This window comes from Capnocytophaga sp. G1920 (genome assembly GCF_051417515.1).
In genome coordinates this window covers 134,657-154,056 of record NZ_JBPRKH010000002.1, presented here as the reverse complement: position 1 = coordinate 154,056, position 19,400 = coordinate 134,657, and the positions used below count along the sequence as shown (strand labels likewise).

The following is a 19,400-nucleotide window of genomic DNA, read 5'->3' as shown; positions in this document are numbered from 1 at the left end:
GTTGTTAGTATTTAGTCGCTACCGCTTTTACCTTTTACCTTTTACTTTTTATTCACATACCCAGCTGTGAGCCCTCGCTGGCTTTACCTTTTATCTTTTACCTTTTACCTAATCAGAACCAGTACCCTATATTAAACAGCCATATCGCTTGTCTTATTTCAGGTGAGTAAGTGCACTTCAGTTCTATAGGACCTAAAAAGCTCTCAATGCTATATCCTATACCATACCCCGAATAGTCTGGGTATTTCTTCCACTCGAAACTCTCAAAAAGATTGTTGTCTGCTTTAGCAATATTCGCTAATAATAGCAAGTGTTGTTTCTTAAAGGGTTGGATATCTATTACCAATTCTGATTTTAAGTAGTTTTTAGCACCAATGCTCAAAAAATCATAGCCGTAAAAAGGTGAATAGTTTGTAAATACATTCTTGTTATACCCTCCTAAAAAGAAGTCTAATGAGTATATATTAGAGCCTCCTATGGTAACACCACCTTCTAATCCTACTCGTGCGCTCAATCTTGGCAAGATAGGAAAAGCAAATGATAACTCTGTTTTACCCGTTGTAAATTTGTTAAAATCTGAGTAGTTAGAGGCAAGTGCATAAAAATTGAACTGTGTATTGAAGTACACCCCTCTACTGGGGAAAAAGCTATTGTTAAAGCTGTCGTATTTAAGATAAGAATACAGACTGCCTATATGACTCTTTTCCGAATACGAAGTCGCTGAACTTATTGAATGCACTTGCTCAGTATCAAACTGTATTTTGCGGTGCTCTACTCCTAAGCCAAATACAAAACCATTACCCGAAAGTGTTTGCAAATACAGCTGATTTACCCAGTCGTAAGCCTCTACGTCCATTCGGTTGAGTTCCGACTGCTCTATTCGGTAGTTAGATAAGCGTTTTGTGTTCAGCTTTCGGTCGAATTGCACAAACTTAGACCGCAATCCATAACTGATGTAAAATCCCTTATCCACAAAATAATCAAACTGATAGCGTATGTTATCTCCTACAATAAGGTCGAGTGAAAGAAAATCACTGCTTTGTAAGAAATAGTTCCGAGTATAGTTCATCAAGAACCCTGTTTTTAGCAGATTGTCATAATGTATCCCAAATTTCAAAAAGGTGCGTTGCGGATTCTCTCTTAAATAAAAGTCTATATGTTCCCCTTCAAATGTGTGCCTAATCTGGTGATTGATAGAATGGAAATTGTTAGTAGCCATCAAGTTGTCGATTCCGTCGTTCAGTTGCTCGAACGAAATCTTACGGTTTAGATATTTCAAGTGTAGTTTACCGCGCAAATAACTACGTGAAAAGTGTTCGTTGTTATGAAAATGGACGTCTTTTAAGTAAAAGGAATCTATCTTTTGTATTCGTTCTCTTTCCTCTGTATGTTTTTGTTGAGTTGCAATCTCACGCAATCTTGGTAGAAAATGTTCCGCTGCTATTTTGCCATTGTTGATGATTGTCTCTCCTTTATCAAACGAAATAACGTTGAATCCCTCTATATCAGGTTTGATGTACACATCGGTCTCTTTTATTTTTTTTGGCATATTATCTATCATTGGGAAGGTAGTAATCTGCGAAAAAATACTCAAAAAAGAGTTAATCTCCTCTCGTTTTGCTAGCGGACTCTGTACATCTACCCCTATGATAATATCCATTCCTTTTTTCTTAACTTCGTCTACCGGATAATTATCGGCAATACCGCCATCGGTAAGCCATTTACCATCTATTTCTACCAAATCGAATAGCGAAGGAAACGAACCGCTTGCTTGTATTGCTTGAGGCAAGAAACCGTTTTCAAGTACTACGCCTTTACCTGTTTCTATATCCGTTGCTACACACAAGAAAGGAATGGGTAACTGCGAAAAATCATAGATTTCATTCACCGGATAGAGTAGTTTCACAAACTCGTTGTAGATGTTTTGTCCTTTTGATACCGCACGAGGCAACCCTACTTTGAAGTTGTTGAAAGGCAATGCTACTGCATAACGGTCGTATATATAGCGCTCGTGTAATGATTTAGCACGGCGTGAAGTCTTGTCTTGCAAGAGTTTATCAAAGTCTAACTGACGGAAGATAGAGTCCAACTCATTGGCTGAATATCCTGCCGCATACAAAGCTCCTACCATAGCCCCCATACTCGTACCCCCGATGTAATCGATGCGCACCCCTGCTTCTTCCAACACTTTTAGTACCCCTATATGTGCTAATCCTTTCGCACCTCCACCGCTGAGTACCAATCCCACTTTTAAATCCTTTTTGTGGGTAGTATCTTGCGCACGCAGAAGAGGACTACTAAGTATCAGAAATATGGTTGCTAAGAATATTCTCATCCAATGAATTGCTTTTTAAAACAGGTACAAAGGTATAAAATAATTAACAAATAACAATATAAAAATGAGGATTAATTTTTTAATCGCTCTATTTTACTCTCGATATGGTAATACCGTCCCGTATGGGGAGTAGCACTGTCTCTATACGAGGGTCTTTTTTTAGTTTTTGATTGTAAGCCATTAAGGCTTGGGTATGTTTATCCGAAGGCTTTACTTCTTGCACTACTTTACCACTCCACAACACATTGTCAGAGAGGATAATACCTCCTGAGTTCATTTTCTCTATCACCAAATCAAAATAATGAGCGTAATTCTGTTTGTCAGCATCTATGAAAACAAGGTCGAAAGTAGTGCTGAGAGTAGGGATAATATCGGTTGCCTTGCCTAAGTGTTGCACAATTTGCGCCCCATAGCCACTCCGGTCAAAAAACTCTCTTTGCAGGTCAGTGAGTTCCTCTTTGATGTCGATAGTATGTAAAACACCATCAACTGCCAACCCTTCTGCCAAACAGAGGGTTGCGTAGCCCGTGTAAGTGCCTATTTCCAAAATAGTTTTAGGCTGTATCAATTTAGAGAGCAAACTGAGGAAACGCCCTTGTAAATGACCGCTAATCATTCTCGGTTGCAGTACAGTAAGATGAGTGCGCCTACTGAGTTCTTGCAGTAAAGGGGGTTCGTTGTCAGTATGTTCGCAAGCGTAATTTTCTAAATCTTCTGATAAAAAGTGCATTGGTAAAATATTTTTTTGGCAAAGATAGCAATAATATTCAAAAAAGCTGTACCTTTGCCACAAAAGCCAAAGGTAGAGAAGATTGATAGAAATGTAGAAGAAGCGAGGTAAAGTACTTTTTATTTCCAATATAACAATAACTTTACTATACCTTTTCTTCGTTCATTGTTCATTTGCCCGTGTGGCTCGCACCGTCATTTGTTCGTCTTTTGTTCGTTCATTGTTCGTTCATTGTTCGTTCATTGTTCGTTCATTGTTCGTTCATTGTTCGTTCATTGTTCGTCTTCTGTTCGTCTTTTGTTCGTCTTTTGTTCGTCTTTTGTTCGTTCATTGCTTATTTGCTAGTGTGGCTCACACTGTTTATCACATAAGATTTCGTATAATCCCTCCTAACTCACCATTAACCATTAATCATTAACCATTAATCATTAACCATTAATCATTAATCATTAGTTTAGAAAAGAGTTACTATGAAAGCACTTGTAATTGTAGATGTTCAAAACGATTTTATGCCTACCGGTACATTACCTGTACCCCAAGGCGACCAAATAATTCCCTTTATCAATGCCGAAATGACACAAGGGTATGACCTTATTGTTGCAACACAAGATTGGCACCCTGCTACTCATAAAAGTTTTGCAAGTCAGCACGCAGGTAAAAAGCCTTTTGAAGTAATACAGCTCGGAGGTATCGACCAAATACTGTGGCCAGACCACTGTGTGCAAGGTACTTTCGGAGCTGAACTGCATAAAGATTTAGATATTCGCCCCATTGCAGCCATTTTTCGCAAAGGAATGAACCCCGAAGTGGATAGCTACAGTGCTTTTTTTGATAATAATAAACAGAACAACACAGGATTACACGGTTTTTTGCAAGACAAAGGCATTACAGAACTCGTATTTTGTGGCTTAGCAGGTGATTTTTGTGTAGCTTATAGTGCCAATGATGCCAAAGCCTTAGGCTATAAGGTAAGTTTGTTCGACAAAGGTATAAGGTCAATCAATTGCTAAAAAATAAATATTAAAAGAATAATATGTTAAAAATAGAAGTGAAATATATTGCTTATATAATATTAGCTGTGGCTTTTGCGGGTTGTGACACACCTTTCTTCTCTCCAAGAGAAAACTACCAAACACCCTTTGAGCAAACTGATGGTACCAAGAGCTCATCATATCAGGAAGTAATAGACTACTACAAAGATTTATCGAAAGAATTTGCATCTATTTCCTTTAAAACAATGGGGCAAACCGATAATGGTCAGCCGTTGCACTTGGTAATCTACAGTCCCGATGCCGAGTTTAATCTCTCCAAGTATCACAAAGATAGAACTATTGTTTTTATCAATAATGCTATTCACGGCAACGAACCTGATGGAGTGGACGCTACTATGTTGCTCTTTCGTAATTTGGCGCAGAATGAAATCAAGCTTTCCAAAAATGTGATAGTAGTAACTATCCCAGTGTACAATATAGGCGGAATGCTCACAGGTAAGAAAAATAGTGAAGCAAACTACAATTTGAACTGCGATTTTGTAAAAGCTGATGTAGAAAATACCTTGTCGTTTGCTAAAATCTTACAAGAAGTACAGCCAGATATCTTTATTGATAACCACGTAATTGATGTAGCTAATGCTCCTTATGTGTTAAGCTATTCTACCTCACAAATTGAGAAGTTAGGCGTTTTTACAGGAGGTTATGTACGTGATGCTTTATTGCCACGTCTCTCTCAGCAGTTAGAAAAAAGACAACTCCCTTTCCAAAGCGATAGTTTGAGAACCCCTTTTAAGCAATTAACCTTATCCTCACACCCCGATATTCCTCGATATGCCACTGGTTATGTCAGCTTGTGGAATTGTATGAGTATCCGCATTAATACTAATAGACAGAAACCCTACAAAAAACGCGTAGAAGCTAACTATGAGATGATGAAAAACCTTGTAGAAATAGCCGATGCTGACAATCAGTATATCAAGCAAGTAAAAATCAAACAAACAGAGGCTGATAATGCACAAAAAGAATATTCGTTGGAATGGGAAATAGATTCTACTCAATATACAAAAGTAGATGAAAAACCTCTTTACAATCATTTTAAACCCGTGCAGAGTGTTAGTATTCCTCAAAGTTATATCGTCCCTAAAGTATGGCAAAGAGTAATTGACCGCCTAAAAGCTAACGGTGTAGCAATAACAGAAATAGAGAAAGATACGCTGATGAATGTAACATCTTATCGCATTGAGAGTTTTAAAACTTATACCTATCCGTTTGAGGGGCATTATTTACATCACCAAACACAAGTGAGTCCTCAGAAAGAAAAAGTACAACTTTACAAAGGCGATTATCTTATTGAGGTAGCGCAACCCGCTAAACACTATCTGTTAGAAACCTTAGAACCTCAAGCACCTGATTCTTTCTTTAATTGGAACTTTTTTGATAGTGTTTTAGGGAAAGAAGAAGGTAAAAATGCACCTATTTACCCTATTTACCGAAAAGAATAATTAATAATTTTAAAATAGCAATATTATGAAACCATTATTATTTATTTTATGTGTCTTGCCTACTTTTTCCATAGCGCAAGACCTAACCGTAATGACTTATAACATTCGTTGCGAAGTTCCTCAAGATGGTGTAAACGCCTGGACTGATGGCAATAGGAAAGAAAAGGTATTTACAGTGCTTACAGAGGCAAACCCCGATATCTTTGGAGTACAAGAAGCCTTACCACACCAACTCAAATTCTTGGAAGAGCGTTTCCCTACTTATCAGCGTGAAGGCGTAGGGCGTGACGACGGTAAGGGAGCGGGTGAACATTCGGCTATCTTCTTCAAAAAAAGTCGTTTTACCTTGCTCGACAAAGGAAATTTTTGGCTTTCTCAAACTCCAGAGGTGCCTTCCTTAGGCTGGGACGCTACTTGCTGTAACCGCATTTGCTCTTGGGTAAAACTCAAAGATAAAAAGACGACCTTTTGGGTGTTCAATCTCCATTTCGACCACGAAGGCAAAGTAGCTCAGGTACAAAGTGCTGATTTGGTTTTACAGAAAATTAAAGAGATTGCCAAGAGCGGGAAAGTCATCTTAATGGGTGATTTCAATCTTCCTACTGAGCACCCTGCCGTGCAAAAAATAGCATCTCAGTTGTACGACACTCAGTTATCACCCACTAATAAAACACCTAATATGGGTACTTTCAATGCTTTTAAAACCGATGAACCTTTAAAAGGACATATAGATTTTATCTTTGTTCAGAAGTCTATAAAAGTAAAACAATATAAAATTATAGAAACCCGCATCGATGGTCTCTATCCTTCCGACCATTTGCCTGTATGGGTAGAATTACAACTGAAATAAACTTTTTAAAACAGTATGAAACAGTATTTATCTGACCGTATCAACGCTATGGAAGTATCGGCTACCTTAGGAATGGCAGCCAAAACACGTGAACTAAAAGCCGAAGGCAAGGACATCATTGGTCTTAGCTTGGGTGAACCCGATTTCGATATCCCTGATTTTATAAAAGAAGCAGCTATCGAGGCAGTACAACAGAACTACAGCAAATATACTCCTATCGATGGTTATTTGGAATTGAGAGAGGCAATTTGCGAAAAGTTCAGACGCGACAATAACCTTCATTACAAGCCTTCACAAATAGTAGTATCTACGGGAGCTAAACAATGCTTGGCAAATGTAGCCTTGGCGATGCTCAATCCCGGTGACGAGGTGATATTTCCTGCTCCTTATTGGGTGAGTTATAAGGAAATAGCTAAAATGGCAGGAGGCGTTCCAATAGAGGTTCATACAACCATTGAGAACGACTTCAAAATAACTCCAGCTCAGTTGGAAGTAGCTATTACTCCTAAAACTAAAATGGTATGGTTTAATACCCCTTGTAACCCCAGTGGTTCTATATACAGCAAAGAAGAATTAGAAGCTCTAGCCGTAGTGCTTAGAAAACACCCTAACATCTTTATTCTCTCTGATGAGATTTATGAGTATATCAACTTCACCAATGAGAGAGTAACTAGTGTAGCCGAAATCGACGGACTTTATGAACGTACCATCACCGTAAATGGAATGTCCAAAGCCTTTGCAATGACCGGCTGGCGCATAGGTTATATGGGAGCCCCTGAATGGATTGCTAAAGCTTGTACCAAAGTACAAGGACAAATAACCAGCGGAGCTAATGCCATAGCTCAACGCGCTTCTATCACTGCTCTGAAAGCACCTAAAAGCAAAATACAATATATGGTAGACGAGTTTAAAAGGCGTAGAGATTTAGTATTACAACTTCTAAGTGAGATTGACGGATTCAAACTCAACGTCCCCGAAGGTGCCTTTTATGTGTTCCCCGATGTATCGTCTTTCTTTGGCAAAACCCTAAGAGGTCGCAATATCCATAACGCAACCGACTTCTCTTTGTATCTGTTAGAAGAAGCAATGGTAGCTACTGTTACAGGTGAAGCCTTTGGTGATGCTAATTGTATTCGCTTTTCGTATGCCGCTTCTGAGAAAGACCTACGAGAAGCTATAAGACGTATAAAAGAGAGTTTGCAATAATTAAAAACACTTTTTCAGTTTTGGTTTGCACATTCAATTAAAAATAGTACTTTTGCGCCTAAAAAATAAATGACTAAAGAATCATTGTAAAATTAAAGTAGTGTTATGGCAATAGCAGATAGCAAGACTATTAAATACTTAAAGTCTTTTTACATAAAGGATTATCTTATTATCATCTTAGGGCTTATATCATATGCGATAGGAATTACAGGCTTTATAATGCCTAATGGGATAGTAACAGGAGGTTTGGCAGGTATCTGTCTTATCCTAAATTATAAGTTAGGAGCCGACCTGGCTATTACCTATTGGATTATCAACTTTATACTCTTGGTGATAGGCTTTAAAGCAATGAGTAAGCAATTCACCTACCGAACACTCATCTCTATAACTATTCTATCGGGATTGATTTGGGCTGGGAAAGAGTATTTAATGCCTTACTTTATAGAACACCCTCCTTTGAGAGACGACTTCTTAAATGTAATTATGGGAGGATTGCTATGCGGTACGGGTTTAGGATTGGTTTATTCAGCTAACGGAAGTACAGGAGGCACTGATATAATAGGCTTTGTTATCACTAAGTATTACAGCATCAGTATAGCGCGTATTCTTTTGGTGGTGGACGTGTGTATTGTGCTATCGTCTTTCTTCATTTTGGAACGCCAAGACAATTCACTCGAAAAGACTATTTATGGACTTATCCTCTTACCTCTGATGTGGCAGATGGTAGAAATTGTTATCAATGGAGCAAGACAGTCGGTGCAGTTGTTTATCTTCTCTAAACACTATGATGAGATAGCGAATCACATCAATAGTGAACTCAAACGCGGTTGTACTATTATCGATGGGATAGGTTGGTATTCTAAATCCTCACAAAAAATAGTGATTGTAATAGCTCGCCGTACAGAGGCTACTTCTATCTTCCGTTTGGTGCGAACAATAGATCCTGCTGCCTTTGTAACGAAGACTAACGTAATGGGGGTTTATGGTAATGGTTTTGATAAATTAAAGTAAAATATTTTTCAGGTTTTAGAAAAAGTACTATATTTGCACGTTCAAAACAAAAAAGAATGATTCAGAGAATACAAACTATTTATATGCTGTTGGTAGTGATTGTAGCTACCGTAGCCGTCCCGATGCTTTTCAGTATAGATTGGCTTAGGAGTATCTTATTAGGGATAACAGCAATATTGGCTCTATACACCATATTTAAATATAAGAAAAGAAGTGTTCAGCAGTGGCTTAACTGGCTGAACGTCCTTATAAATTTTACTTTACTAGGAATATTTGTATATCGAATGCTAAACTCATCTGGAGAAGGCTTGCTTTCGGAGAAAGGTGTTGGGGTTTTCGTACCCGTGCTTTCTATCGTTTTTTTGTTTTTAGCCAACAAGGCTATCAGACGGGACGAGAAGCTCGTAAAATCAGCAGACCGATTGCGATAGACCTATAATCTTAGTAGTGTTGTGCGTTAAAAAAATCCTAAGTGTTTAAACTTAGGATTTTTTTATTATCTTTGTGCCCTATTTATTAAATAAATCAGATAATGAAAAGAACATATGCAGGTATTCCAACAGAAAATGCAACGCTGGAAAACTCGAAAGTAATGCTGGTAACAGTACCTTATGATGGTACATCTACTTGGGGTAAAGGAGCCGATAAAGGACCTGAATTGTTTTTAGATGCCTCAGAAAATATGGAACTATACGATATTGAAACAGATACCGAGCCTTATCTCAACGGAGTGTTTTTAGCAGGTGAAATAAGCGAAAACAGTTCGCCTGAGGCAATGACACAAGCGGTTTATGAAAAGACACAAGAACTATTGAAGCACGAAGATAAGCTTTTTACTCTTTTTGGTGGAGAACACTCAGTGTCTATTGGTTCTATACGTGCCGTAGGTGAAAAGTATGAAAAACTCACAGTATTGCAACTTGATGCCCATACTGATTTGCGCCCTGAGTATCACGGTTCGACCTCTAATCACGCTTGTGCTGTATTTGAAGCTAACCAAAAACACAAATTGGTACAAGTAGGTATTCGCTCGATGGATGTAGAGGAAAAGCAATATTTACCAAAAGGACGAGTATTTTTTGCTCACGAAATAGCTAAAAACAAAGAGTGGGTTGAAGATGTACTTGATAAGGTATCGGGGAATGTATATATCACGATAGATTTAGATGCTTTCGATCCTGCTATCGCACCTTCAACAGGCACTCCTGAACCAGGAGGATTGCAATGGTATCCTACTCTTAAACTCTTACGTAAAGTGTTTAAAAAATGTAATGTGGTAGCGTTTGACATTGTAGAACTAATGGATAGTCCGCAGGCTAAGCCTACAGCTTTCTTGGCAGCTAAACTTTATTACAAGATGTTAGCTTATTATTTTAAATATAGAAGTAAGAAAAAAGAGAATAAAAGTATAGAAGAGTTTTTTGCAAAGAAGGGATAAATTAATGATTATAAATAACAAAAGAGGCTATTTGATTTTTCAAATAGCCTCTTTTGTTTATCCTTTTAGTACTTGATGTAAGAATTTATCGAAAATAATCTTAAACCATTCAGTATACCGATGCGGGTGCTTAGCAATATCTTCCTTTATCTTTTCTGGAAGTTCCCAACGCCAATCGGCTACTTCTTCAGGGTTGATAGTAGGGGAGGCGTTATAGTATCCTATGAGAATATGGTCGAGTTCGTGCTCTGTAAGCCCGTTATCAAAAGGGGCTTTGTAGATAAAACTCAATATATCGGTAAGTTCTGTAACAAACCCCATTTCTTCTTGTAAGCGACGCTTACCTGCTTCAATAGTTGTCTCGCCCTGACGTGGGTGACTGCAACAAGTATTCGTCCACAAGTTAGGCGAATGATATTTGCTCGCAGCTCTTTGTTGTAACATAATCTCCCCTTTATCGTTGAGTATAAATACCGAGAAAGCCCTATGTAATAAGGCTTTTTGGTGTGCTTCAAGCTTCCCCATTAAGCCTATGGGAGTATCGTGTTCGTTCACTAATATTACTTGTTCTTCCATATTTGCAAATAGGAGTACTTATTTTACTTCCATTCTATCGCCTTTTTCAATTCCCCATTTATCGGACAATCCTCCATTGATTTCTAATACATACATAGCGGGTTTCTCTGAGGGTAAAGAGGTTTCGTCGTAAGGGCGAGCGTTTTTAGCTATACTTACCACCTTTTTATCTTTATCTAAATAGATGATATCCAAAGGTATTTCAGTATTTCTCATATAGAAAGAACGAGGAGCTTCTTCTGGAAAAATAAACCACATTCCTTGATGTTCGTCCATTGAAGAGCGGTACATTAGCCCTAAGGCACGCTCCTCATCGTTTTTAGCAAATTCAACTTCAATAGTTTGGATAAGAGAGTCGTTTTTGAAGATAGAGAGTTCACCGTCTCGAGTAAAATCAATATCTTGAGGAGTGATTTCTATTTCTTGCACTCTATTACTCTCATTAGAGAAGAAACGAGGTAAAATAAGGGCAATAGCTGCTAAGGCTACCAATACTAATGCTACAGTTACAAAGTGTTTTCTAAAAAATTGCATTCTAATTATAAAATTTAAATTTTAACTCTAATTAAGTTCTAAAATGTTCACAGAATTAATATTAATACTTACGTGTTTTGATGTGATTTCTGAATAACAAGTAGAAACCTGCTAAGATAAATGGAATACTGAGCCACTGACCAGTAGAGAGCAAGCCGAGAGAGCTTTCGAAACCTCCTTGACTTTCTTTTACAAATTCCACTGCAAAACGAATACTCCACAAGAGTACTAAAAATAGTCCAAAGATGAAGTAAGGTTGGTCTTTTTTGTCAGTTTTCCAATACACGTACCACAATACCCAAAACAAGCAAAAATAGCCAAAGGCTTCGTATAATTGTGCAGGGTGTTGGTAAGGGATAGAAGCTAAAATATCAGCATAACGAGGGTCGTGAGCAATGAGTTTATAAGCAGTTTGAGGGTCGGTTTGTTCAGTAATAGCCATTGCTCGACGGGGAGAGATAGCTCCGCCTTGTACAAACTTCACCCCTAACGGATAAGTATTGCTTACTATTTTGCCGTTGATTTCGGAATTAAAAAAGTTACCAAAGCGCACAAACATACCTCCGATAGTGATAGGAATCACCACGCGGTCTAATATCCACGATAGGCTAATATCTTTATACTTACGCACATACAGTATCATTGCGATAATAATACCTACGGCAGCTCCGTGACTTGCTAAACCTGAAAAGCCTGTAAGCTCCCAACCGCCACCGGGTTTCTCTTTAATAGGTAAAAAGATTTCGAGCAAGTGGTCTTTGAAATAATCCCAATTGTAAAATAAGCAATCGCCTAAACGTGCGCCTACTAAGGTAGCTATAGCGGTATAAACGAACAAGGTGTCCAGTTGTTGTACTGTTTTGCCTTCGTTGAGGTATATTTTTTTAGTGAGAAACCACCCCAAGCTAAAAGCCACAATAAACATCAAGCTGTAATAGCGAAGTGAAAAAGTACCTATAAAAGGTAGGTTTAAAGAGGCGAGAATCTCATTAGAATTCCATATAAAATTTAAAGCAATCATTAGTATTTATTTTTGAGATGCAAAAGTACGATTTTTATTTAAAACGACAAGTTATTTATAAAATTAATACCGAGTTAATACCAATAATACTAATAATACCAAAGTTAATACTAGAAATGCCAATAATACTAATAATGATGATTGAGTGAATAGAATAGGGCGGATTAGGGCTTGGGGTAATGAGCTAAAATGTACTGAGATTTTTCTGTTAAAGAATATTAAATACCGCAGATTTTTTAAATTTATACCACAAGGTCTTATTTTAAACCTCAAAAACACAAAATATTGATAAACAATATATTGGTTTAATTTTTATCTTTTACTTTTGAGCCATCTCAACCGAAGGAAGAGCGAAGGTAAGGCGAACCTAAACCGAAGCTAAGGCGAAGATAAGCCCTTAGTATGCTGTATATCAACTCATAAAAAACGCTCTTCTTATTATTGAGAAAAAAGTGTTAAAATGGGGTATATTGCGAGAAAAACGCAAAAAAACTTTGTAACATAGAACAACCATTAGCAAAGTTACCGAATACAAACCAATGACAAATATTTGCTTTTGAGTTTGAATTGCTATATCTTTGCACTTTGGAATTAATTGTTAATCATTTATCAGTAACCATTAAATAAATGCTTAGAATAGAAAATATCAGTAAACAATACGGCGACTATACGGCTTTAGACGATGTGTCGTTACATATCCCTAAGGGGAGTATCTTTGGTCTGCTGGGACCTAATGGGGCGGGAAAAACCTCACTGATACGTATTATCAACCAAATTGTATTGCCCGATGCGGGTAAGGTGTTCTTCGACGGAGAACTGTTACAACCTAAGCATACGGCACAAATAGGCTATTTACCCGAAGAGCGTGGTTTGTACAAAACGATGAAGGTAGGTGAGCAGGCTTTGTATTTAGCACAACTGAAAGGATTGAGCAAGGAAGAAGCTAAGGAGCGACTTAAATTTTGGTTTAACCGCCTTGATATTGGCGATTGGTGGCACAAAAAAGTACAAGAGCTCTCCAAAGGTATGGCACAGAAAATTCAATTTTTGGTAACTGTACTTCACAACCCTAAACTGCTGATATTCGACGAGCCTTTTAGCGGTTTCGACCCCATTAATGCCAATATTATCAAGGACGAAATTCTATACTTACGGGAGCAAGGAGCAACGATTATCTTCTCTACTCACCGAATGGAATCGGTTGAAGAGTTGTGCGACCATATTGCGCTAATCAATAAATCACGTAAGATATTAGATGGTAAGCTCATCGACATTAAGAGGGCTTATAAAAACAACTTGTATGAAGTAGGTTTAAAAGTTGCTGAAGAGCAGAAAACAGCTCTCTTAGCTGAACTTAAAAGCCAATTTGAAGTGAGTGAGACAAATTTTAAAACGCTATATGACGAGTTAAAATTACATATCCAGAAGAAAGAGGGACAAACGGCTAACGATTTGTTGCAATACCTCACTACACGTGCCGAAGTAACGCACTTTGTAGAGTCTATCCCCTCAGTAGATGAGATTTTTATATCGACCATTAATAAATTGAAAGAATAGTATAAGATGTCTGAAAGGTTTTCCGCTATAACGGAGTAAGTGAATAAAGAGAGGGAAGGTTCTTTATTGAATATAGATTTTTAACCTCCTCCGTTCTCCCTCCAAAGGGAGGCAGTCCGTAATCAAACCTCCAAAAGGAGGAGCTGTAGCGACGCAAAAGAGACTTTTAGATAGCATAAATTGACAAATTAAGATGAAATACTTAGGAATTATTACTCGAAGAGAGTACTTAAATAAAATACGTAATAGGTCGTTTGTAATAATGACGTTTGTAAGTCCGCTGATAGTGGTTATCTTTGCGCTTGTGATTGGTTTTTTGACTAACGTAAACAATAAGAGCAAGGCTAAGGATATTGTGATTGTAGACGAGAGTGGACTCTATGCCAACACTTTTGAGAATACCGAGACTATTCAGTACGAATATCTCAGCAATGTTTCACTCAAAGATGCCAAAGCCGAAGTGTTGGCAAAAAGCAAATACGGATTGTTGTATATCCCTGATAAAGGCGACCAAAATATTGCTTTTTATAGTGAAGAGTCGCCTTCGTTATCTCTTACCAGTGAGCTTACTAATGCTATGGAGCGGACACTCTTTCAGCATAACCTTACTAAAAAAGGGATTGACAAAAAAGAGATAGATGCCGCTAAAACGCATATAAGCATACAAATGGAGAATTTTACGGGAGAGAAGACCTCGGAGTTGGATAACGTAATGAAAATAACCATTGGAGGCATAGCGGGGTATCTTATTTTTATGTTTATCATCATCTATGGTAATATGATAATGCGCAGTGTGATAGAGGAGAAAACCAATCGCATTGTGGAAATCATTATCTCATCAGTTAAGCCTTTTGAACTAATGTTAGGCAAGATATTGGGTACTTCATTAGCAGGTCTTACCCAGTTTGCGATATGGATAGTTATAGGAGGTGTACTGTTGGCATTGGCACCCTCCTTTTTTGAAGTAAATACCTCTGCACAAGCGGTACAAGGAGCGGGTAACGTATCGGAAATCAACAATATAGTGGCTACCTTGTACCATTTCCCTTTTGCGGAAACCTTTGTGGTGTTCCTATTGTTCTTCATAGGAGGTTATTTGTTATACAGTTCGCTTTATGCGATGATTGGCGCAATGGTAGACAACGAAACTGATACACAACAGTTCCTAATGCCTATATTATTACCGCTAATATTAGCCTTTTATGTAGGTATGTTCTCGGTAATTGAAGAGCCTCACGGTACGATTTCGGTAGTATTTTCATACATACCTCTCACTTCGCCCGTAGTAATGTTGATGCGTATACCGTTTGGGGTAGCGTGGTGGGAAGTACTGATTTCTCTCGTTATTTTGTATCTCACTTTCTTTGCGGTCATTAAATTAGCATCTAAGATATACCGCATTGGTATCTTGATGTACGGCAAAAAAGCTAGCTATAGAGAGGTATGGAAATGGCTCAAAATGAAGTAAAATGAAGATAAAAAATCAATATATCAACCGCGAATTGAGTTGGCTAAAATTCAATGCACGCGTACTTCAAGAGGCAGCCGATGAGCGAGTGCCCCTATTGGAGCGTTTGCGTTTTGCGGGTATCTTCTCCAACAACTTAGATGAGTTCTTTAAAGTGCGTTATGCTACTGTAAAACGAGTGGCGATGAACGAAACCTCAGACAAAGAACTGGGGGTACACGCCAAAGAGCTCTTGGAAGAAATTACCAAAGAGGTAATACAACTACAAGAAGAGAGCTTGAAAATTATTGCCACTATTACCAAGGAATTGGAGAAAGAGCAGATATTTATAGTAGATGAAAAAACGTTATTACCTGAGCACGAATCCTTTGTAAATACCTATTTCTACGACAAAGTACGCCCCGCCCTCTTTACTATTATCCTTAACGATTTAGAGAAGTTCCCACAACTGAAAGACGATGTGGCGTATTTGGCAGTGAAAATGACCCTAAAAGAAGAAGACGAAAAAACCTCAGGAGTACAAAAGTTCTTTTCATCACGTGTTTATAAAGAAAAAATACAGTATGCCCTTATTGAGTTGCCTGCTACCCTCGACCGTTTTATAGAGTTGCCTCAAATAGGAGATAAGCATTATATTATTATGCTTGATGATGTGATACGCTTTTGCTTGCACAAGATATTTAACATTTTCAATTACGAATCGCTTACGGCAAATATGATTAAAATCACTCGTGATGCCGAGTTGGACATAGACGATGATTTGAGCAAGAGCTTTATCGAGAAACTCTCGACCAGTATAGAAGACAGACGCAAAGGCGAGCCGGTGCGCTTTGTGTACGACAAGATGATAGACAAGGACACCTTGCAATTTTTATTAGAGAAAATGGGTATTATGAAAACCGACAGCGTAATCCCAGGAGGGCGCTACCATAACCGCCGCGACTTTATGAACTTCCCCAGCTTAGGGCGTAAGGATTTGACATATGCCTCTATACAGCCACTACCTGTACAAGGACTCACCTCAGAAGAGAGTTTGCTAAAGAAAATTGCCGAAAAAGACTATTTGCAATACACGCCTTACCATACTTTTTCTAACATTATATGGTTTTTGAGGGAAGCTGCCCTTGACCCTAAGGTAAAATCGGTGAAAATAACCATTTATCGTTTGGCAAAGAACTCGCAAGTAGTTAATTCACTTATCAATGCAGTGAAAAATGGCAAACAAGTAACCGTACAGATAGAATTGCAAGCTCGTTTTGATGAAGAATCGAATATACGATATGCTGAACAGCTAAAAGCAGAAGGTGTAAAAGTCATCTTCGGCGTACGCGGACTGAAAGTACACAGTAAAATATGTGTGATTGAACGTAAAGAAGGTAAAGAACTGAAACGTTATGGATTTATCAGCACTGGTAACTTCAATGAAACTACTGCTAAAATCTATACTGATTATACGCTTTTTACTGCCAATCAGGAGATACTCAAAGAAGTGAACAAAGTGTTCAACTTCTTTGATGCCAACTACAATGTGCAAAAATTCAAGCATCTAATAGTGTCTCCACACTATACCAAAAAGCAACTCAAACACCTGATAGACGAAGAAATTAAGAATGCTAAGGCGGGCAAAGAGGCGTATATCAAACTGAAGATGAATAACATTACTAGCTACAAGATGATAGACAAGCTATACGAAGCCAGCCGTGCAGGAGTAAAAATACAAATGATTGTACGTGGTATTTGCTGTTTAGTGCCTGGCATTGAAGGAATGAGTGAGAATATAGAGGTAATAAGTATAGTTGATAAGTTCTTGGAGCATCCACGTTTGTTTATCTTTGCCAACGGAGGCAACCCTAAATTCTACATCTCTTCAGCCGACTGGATGACACGCAATATTTTATTCAGAGTAGAAGTAGGTTGCCCTATTTACGACAAAGCAATACAGCAAGAGTTGATAGACACCTTCGAAATAAGTTGGGCAGACAATGTAAAAGCACGTATAATTAACCAGGCACAGGACAACACCTACCGCCCTCATACTACCCCTTCTTTGCGCTCACAGGTAGCCTTATACGAGTATTATCAGCATAAAAATAAGCGCACCAAATAGATGAAAAGACCTCAAATAAAATTAGCACAATACGTAATAGAAGCCTGTAAAGCCAAACAATTAAAGCACATTGTTATTTCACCAGGGTCGCGCAATGCCCCTCTGACTATTGGCTTTGCCAACGACCCTTATTTTAACTGTTACAGCATCGTAGATGAGCGTTGTGCTGCTTTTTTTGCCTTGGGCATTGCTCAGCAATTACAGCAACCTGTGGCAGTGGTGTGTACATCGGGCTCTGCCTTGCTGAATTACTATCCCGCTTTTTCAGAGGCTTTTTACAGCAATATACCATTAGTGGTCATCTCAGCCGACCGTCCGTCGAGCAAAATAGATATAGGCGACGGGCAAACCATACGTCAGGTGAATGTACTGGCAAACCACAGTGCCTACAATGCCAATCTATCCGATAAAGCACATAGCGATAAAAGCAATTTTTACGAGCTAAACAGGGCACTGAATACAGCTATAGAGGAGCAATTGCCGGTACACATCAATGTACCTTTTGAAGAACCCTTATACCTCACTACGGAAGAGCACTATCCTTTTAAGAATATAGCTGCAAAACCTCAGAAACCTATTATTAATAAGGGAAAAGTCACTGATTTTGTGAAACATTGGAACGCTTCAGCTAAAAAAATGGTATTAGTAGGAGTGTTGGCTCCTAATAGTGTAGAAGCACAATATGTAGAATGGCTTGCTAAAGATCCTTCGGTATTGGTATTGACAGAAACTACATCTAACTTGCACCACTCCCATTTTATTCCTTATATAGATAAATTGCTCACTTATACTGAAAGAGACCCAGCTCTAAAAGAAGCCTTACGACCTGATTTATTACTTACTTTTGGAGGCTTGGTAGTTTCCAAAAAGATAAAACAGTTCTTACGTAGTTATAAACCTACTTATCACTATAATGTAGATTTGCACAAAGGTTATGATTCATATTTCTGTTTAACAGCTCATTTTAAAGCGGATATCAATACTTTTTTGAGGGAGGTAATCTCTAATTTGGTTAATGTTTCTTCCGTATATCAACAGCAGTGGTTAGAGGTGAAAAACGAGATACAGCAAATACATTTAGAGTATATCAGCCAAACGCCTTTCTCCGATTTTAAAGTGTACAGTGAGGTATTCAGTAATATTCCTAATGATTATATTATACAGATAAGCAATAGTTCTGCAATTAGGTATGCCCAACTGATAAAAGCCCACCCTTCTTGGAAGGTGTTTTGCAACCGAGGTACTAGCGGTATCGACGGTAGTATGAGCACTGCTATTGGGGCTGCTGTAGGAAGCGCATCGCCCACAGTGTTCATTACAGGTGATTTGAGTTTCTTTTACGACAGCAATGCTCTTTGGAACAAATATATTCCACAAGACTTTAGAGTGATTCTCCTCAATAATCAAGGTGGAGGCATTTTCAGAATACTACCCGGTGATAAAGTTGATCCTAACTTTGAATACTTCTTTGAGACACCTCATAGGCTTACAGCAGAACATTTTTGTAGAATGTATGGCATTAGCTATCAGTTAGCAACTAATCTATCTGATTTACAGAAAGATTTAAGTAATTTCTTCGAAGTATCAGAGAGACCTAAGCTGTTAGAAATCCATACACCAAGAAAAATAAATGATAAAGTTTTGTTAAAATATTTTGAGGTATTGAAAAAATGACTACCTTTACCGCATTAATAATTTTAAATATAAAAAATTATGAGCAAACGTGATGAATTAATTGCTGTGTACACCCAAGATTTGAAAGAAAAATGTGGTGAAAAGAACCCAGATGTAGCGTTCTTAACAAAAGTAACTGTAGGCTTAGGTCCTTCTATCTACAACGCCGATGCTTCTAAAGTATCAGGCTCTGACCAAGCAGAGTTAGACCGTGTAAAACAAAACTTCCTAATCAAAAAATTAGGTTTGAAAGACGGTCCTGAGTTAGACAAAGCTATTGAAGCTGTGTTAGAAAAATATGGTAAATCAAACAGAAATAAGCACCGTGCAGTTGTTTATTATTTGTTGGCTAAACACTTCAAAAAAGAAAGCGTTTATAACAAATAAAAGATTTTTTAA

17 protein-coding genes are annotated in these 19,400 nt (G+C 38.0%); 12 read left to right on the top strand and 5 right to left on the bottom strand.

Annotated features, from left to right (window positions below; translation table 11 throughout):
• Positions 1 to 112 precede the first annotated feature (112 nt).
• Both ACSQ7D_RS02615 and ACSQ7D_RS02610 read right to left on the bottom strand, forming a co-directional pair.
• Positions 113 to 2,335, bottom strand: a complete 2,223-nt coding sequence (locus tag ACSQ7D_RS02615; RefSeq protein ID WP_437135265.1) for a patatin-like phospholipase family protein — start codon at positions 2,333 to 2,335, stop codon at positions 113 to 115.
• Positions 2,336 to 2,423: 88 nt separating this feature from the next.
• Positions 2,424 to 3,065 carry an O-methyltransferase gene (locus tag ACSQ7D_RS02610; RefSeq protein WP_437135264.1) on the bottom strand — a complete coding sequence of 214 codons (642 nt, stop codon included), beginning with the start codon at positions 3,063 to 3,065 and terminating at the stop codon, positions 2,424 to 2,426.
• 470 nt (positions 3,066 to 3,535) lie between these two features.
• Here ACSQ7D_RS02610 and pncA point away from each other — a divergent pair, with 470 nt between their 5' ends.
• The 7 genes from pncA to speB all read left to right on the top strand — a co-directional run bounded on the left by pncA (position 3,536) and on the right by speB (position 10,064).
• A complete protein-coding gene (gene pncA, locus ACSQ7D_RS02605; protein WP_016479475.1) occupies positions 3,536 to 4,075 on the top strand; it encodes a bifunctional nicotinamidase/pyrazinamidase in 540 nt (179 codons plus the stop codon).
• A gap of 23 nt (positions 4,076 to 4,098) precedes the next feature.
• Positions 4,099 to 5,559: a M14 family zinc carboxypeptidase gene (locus tag ACSQ7D_RS02600; protein ID WP_437135263.1), complete on the top strand. Its 1,461-nt coding sequence runs from the start codon at positions 4,099 to 4,101 to the stop codon at positions 5,557 to 5,559.
• A gap of 25 nt (positions 5,560 to 5,584) precedes the next feature.
• Positions 5,585 to 6,409 carry an endonuclease/exonuclease/phosphatase family protein gene (locus tag ACSQ7D_RS02595; protein ID WP_437135262.1) on the top strand — a complete coding sequence of 275 codons (825 nt, stop codon included), beginning with the start codon at positions 5,585 to 5,587 and terminating at the stop codon, positions 6,407 to 6,409.
• A 15-nt stretch (positions 6,410 to 6,424) separates the two neighbouring features.
• Positions 6,425 to 7,615 carry a pyridoxal phosphate-dependent aminotransferase gene (locus ACSQ7D_RS02590; protein WP_437135261.1) on the top strand — a complete coding sequence of 397 codons (1,191 nt, stop codon included), beginning with the start codon at positions 6,425 to 6,427 and terminating at the stop codon, positions 7,613 to 7,615.
• A gap of 105 nt (positions 7,616 to 7,720) precedes the next feature.
• Positions 7,721 to 8,626, top strand: coding sequence for a YitT family protein (locus ACSQ7D_RS02585; RefSeq protein WP_009411114.1), 906 nt, complete (start codon positions 7,721 to 7,723; stop codon positions 8,624 to 8,626).
• A 56-nt stretch (positions 8,627 to 8,682) separates the two neighbouring features.
• Positions 8,683 to 9,057 carry a DUF4293 domain-containing protein gene (locus ACSQ7D_RS02580; protein ID WP_002672326.1) on the top strand — a complete coding sequence of 125 codons (375 nt, stop codon included), beginning with the start codon at positions 8,683 to 8,685 and terminating at the stop codon, positions 9,055 to 9,057.
• A 101-nt stretch (positions 9,058 to 9,158) separates the two neighbouring features.
• Complete coding sequence (gene speB, locus ACSQ7D_RS02575) at positions 9,159 to 10,064, top strand: agmatinase (RefSeq protein ID WP_437135260.1); 906 nt, start codon at positions 9,159 to 9,161, stop codon at positions 10,062 to 10,064.
• 57 nt (positions 10,065 to 10,121) lie between these two features.
• Here speB and idi read toward each other — a convergent pair whose 3' ends face one another.
• The 3 genes from idi to lgt form a co-directional block, all read right to left on the bottom strand.
• Complete coding sequence (gene idi / locus ACSQ7D_RS02570; RefSeq protein WP_009419961.1) at positions 10,122 to 10,640, bottom strand: isopentenyl-diphosphate Delta-isomerase; 519 nt, start codon at positions 10,638 to 10,640, stop codon at positions 10,122 to 10,124.
• Positions 10,641 to 10,658: 18 nt separating this feature from the next.
• Positions 10,659 to 11,174, bottom strand: coding sequence for a DUF192 domain-containing protein (locus ACSQ7D_RS02565; protein ID WP_016479480.1), 516 nt, complete (start codon positions 11,172 to 11,174; stop codon positions 10,659 to 10,661).
• Positions 11,175 to 11,235: 61 nt separating this feature from the next.
• The gene (gene lgt, locus ACSQ7D_RS02560; protein ID WP_437135259.1) at positions 11,236 to 12,195 is read right to left on the bottom strand and encodes a prolipoprotein diacylglyceryl transferase; all 960 of its coding nucleotides are present in this window, start codon (positions 12,193 to 12,195) and stop codon (positions 11,236 to 11,238) included.
• Between the two features lie 627 nt (positions 12,196 to 12,822).
• On the opposite strand from lgt, the gene ACSQ7D_RS02555 reads away from it, so the two are divergent.
• From ACSQ7D_RS02555 to ACSQ7D_RS02535, 5 genes are all read left to right on the top strand, one after another.
• Positions 12,823 to 13,752: an ABC transporter ATP-binding protein gene (locus tag ACSQ7D_RS02555; protein ID WP_002672307.1), complete on the top strand. Its 930-nt coding sequence runs from the start codon at positions 12,823 to 12,825 to the stop codon at positions 13,750 to 13,752.
• Positions 13,753 to 13,945: 193 nt separating this feature from the next.
• Positions 13,946 to 15,220: an ABC transporter permease gene (locus ACSQ7D_RS02550; protein WP_181830782.1), complete on the top strand. Its 1,275-nt coding sequence runs from the start codon at positions 13,946 to 13,948 to the stop codon at positions 15,218 to 15,220.
• Position 15,221: 1 nt separating this feature from the next.
• A complete protein-coding gene (gene ppk1 / locus ACSQ7D_RS02545) occupies positions 15,222 to 17,327 on the top strand; it encodes a polyphosphate kinase 1 (protein WP_437135258.1) in 2,106 nt (701 codons plus the stop codon).
• On the top strand, positions 17,328 to 19,001 hold the full coding sequence (menD, locus tag ACSQ7D_RS02540; RefSeq protein ID WP_437135257.1) for a 2-succinyl-5-enolpyruvyl-6-hydroxy-3-cyclohexene-1-carboxylic-acid synthase: 1,674 nt from the start codon (positions 17,328 to 17,330) through the stop codon (positions 18,999 to 19,001). It abuts the gene before it with no gap.
• A 39-nt stretch (positions 19,002 to 19,040) separates the two neighbouring features.
• Positions 19,041 to 19,388 (top strand): DUF2853 family protein, encoded by a 348-nt coding sequence (locus ACSQ7D_RS02535; RefSeq protein WP_009419954.1) that lies wholly within the window; start codon positions 19,041 to 19,043, stop codon positions 19,386 to 19,388.
• The last annotated feature ends 12 nt before the right edge of the window (positions 19,389 to 19,400 follow it).